This is a genomic window from Novosphingobium sp. FG90 (genome assembly GCF_057808725.1).
This window is the reverse complement of sequence record NZ_JBMDIO010000100.1, coordinates 1-1422: the sequence shown is the minus strand read 5'-3', so window position 1 is coordinate 1422 and position 1422 is coordinate 1. Positions and strand designations below refer to the sequence as shown.

At 62.6% G+C, this 1422-nt stretch carries 1 protein-coding gene; it reads right to left on the bottom strand.

All coding sequences use genetic code 11. From position 1 onward, the window contains the following. Positions 1-50: 50 nt before the first annotated feature. Positions 51-1265: an IS256-like element ISSpma2 family transposase gene (locus ACODRZ_RS26685; RefSeq protein ID WP_006954973.1), complete on the bottom strand. Its 1215-nt coding sequence runs from the start codon at positions 1263-1265 to the stop codon at positions 51-53. Between the last annotated feature and the right edge of the window lie 157 nt (positions 1266-1422).

Below are 1422 nucleotides of genomic sequence, written 5' to 3'. Positions count from 1 at the left end.
GGTCGCGTCCGTCAAGGTGGTGTAATTTCGGCTGTGGCCGTGGGCCATCGTCAGGCGGCTTTGGCGGTGATGTGTAGGGGCTGATTTTCCTCCTCGATCATGGGTTGGTTGAGTTCGGCCATGCCTTCGATCTGCATGTATCGGTGCTGGAGCTGCCACTCGTCGTTCTGCTCCATCAGCACAGCCCCGACGAGGCGGATGATGCTGTCTTCGTTCGGGAAGATTCCGACGACGTCGGCGCGGCGCTTGACCTCCTTGTTGAGCCGCTCGAGCGGATTGGTTGAGTGTAACTTCGTGCGGTGCTGGGTGGGAAAGCCGGTGTAGGCGAGCACGTCGGTTTCGGCCTCGTCCATGCAGGCGCCGAGCTTGGGCCAACGGGTGCGCAACTGGTCGGCGACCTGTCGCCAGACCTGCGTTGCGCTTTTCTGATCGGGCTGCAGGAAGACCTGGCGGATCGCGGCGGCGACGACAGTGTTCTGGCCCTTGGGCACATAGGACAGGGCATTGCGCATGAAGTGCACCCGGCAGCGCTGCCAGGTGGCGCCCATGACGCGGGTGATCGCGCCCTTGAGGCCCTCGTGAGCATCGGAGATGACCAGCTTCACGCCGGTAAGACCGCGCCGAACAAGGTCCTTCAGGAAGTCGGACCAGAAGACCTCCGCTTCCGAGGGGCCGATATGCAGGCCGACGATCTCGCGCCGGCCCTCGGTGTTGACGGCCATGGCGATTATTGCGGCAACGCTGATGATCCGCCCGCCTTCGCGTACCTTGAGATAGGTGGCATCGAGCCAGAGATACGGCCATTCGCCGGTGAGCGGGCGTTTCAGAAAGGCATGGACGCGCTCGTCAATGTCCTTGCAAAGCTTGGAGACGGTGGACTTGGAGATGCCGGTCATGCCCATGGCCTGGACGAGTTCATCGACCCGCCGGGTGCTGACCCCGCCGATCCACGCTTCCTGGATCACCGCAACCAGCGCTTTCTCGACCATCTTGCGGGGCTCAAGGAAGCCCGGAAAGTAGGACCCAGCACGCAGCTTGGGGATTTTCAGGTTCAGCGTGCCTACCCGGGTATCCAGCGAACGGTCGCGATAGCCGTTGCGCCAGGTCGCGCGCTCGCTGCTGCGTTCGTGGCGACCCGCGCCGATCAGGCCATCAACGTCGGCCTCCATGATCAGCTGCAGCACGTTCTCGGCGATGGTGCGCAAAAAATCCGGTTGGCCGCCCTTCGCAGCAAGCTCTTCGATCAGTAATCTGTCCTCGGTCATCGGGAACTCCTCTTCGTCACGGTTGAAGTGTGCAAACTCCACCATAACGATGAACCCGGTGGCCACCAGCGACGCCGCATTCCGGGGTGGGGCATGCCCCACCCCGGAATACACCATCGCCTACACCGGAAATTACACCACGAGCGCGGACGCTAAC